We start from the raw sequence: 509 nt of genomic DNA on the forward strand, positions 1-509 counted from the left end.
GTGAAACAGTTACGTGACTTTCGTCTACAATCATCAAATAATCACTAGGAAAATAGTCTAATAAACAGAATGGTCTTGTTCCGGCTTGTCTTCCGTCAAGATATCTGGAGTAATTCTCGATTCCGGAACAATACACTAATTCCCGAATCATTTCTAAGTCGAAATTGGTACGTTCTTCTAAACGTTTGGCCTCTAAATGTTTTCCTATTTCTTTAAAATAATCGACTTGTTTGACCAAATCCTGCTGAATTTCCCAAATGGCACCTTGCAGTACATCCGGAGAAGTCACAAACATATTGGCAGGATAAATCGTAAGTCGTTTGAATTTCTCAATAACCTGAGAAGACTTGACATCAAAAGATTCTATTTCTTCAATTTCATCACCAAAAAAGTGTATTCTGTAAGCATCATCGGCATAACTTGGATATACTTCGATTGTATCTCCTTTTATTCTGAAAGTTCCCGGATTAAAATCGGCCTCGGTTCTGGCGTATAAACTTTGAACCAGA

Annotated in this window: 1 pseudogene; it reads right to left on the reverse strand. The window is 36.9% G+C overall.

The window, feature by feature from the left end:
- Window positions 1–509: pseudogene (locus BW716_RS35455) on the reverse strand (excinuclease ABC subunit B); the annotation flags it as partial.

The sequence above is a fragment of the [Flexibacter] sp. ATCC 35208 genome (assembly GCF_001975825.1).
Lineage (GTDB): Bacteria > Bacteroidota > Bacteroidia > Chitinophagales > Chitinophagaceae > Chitinophaga.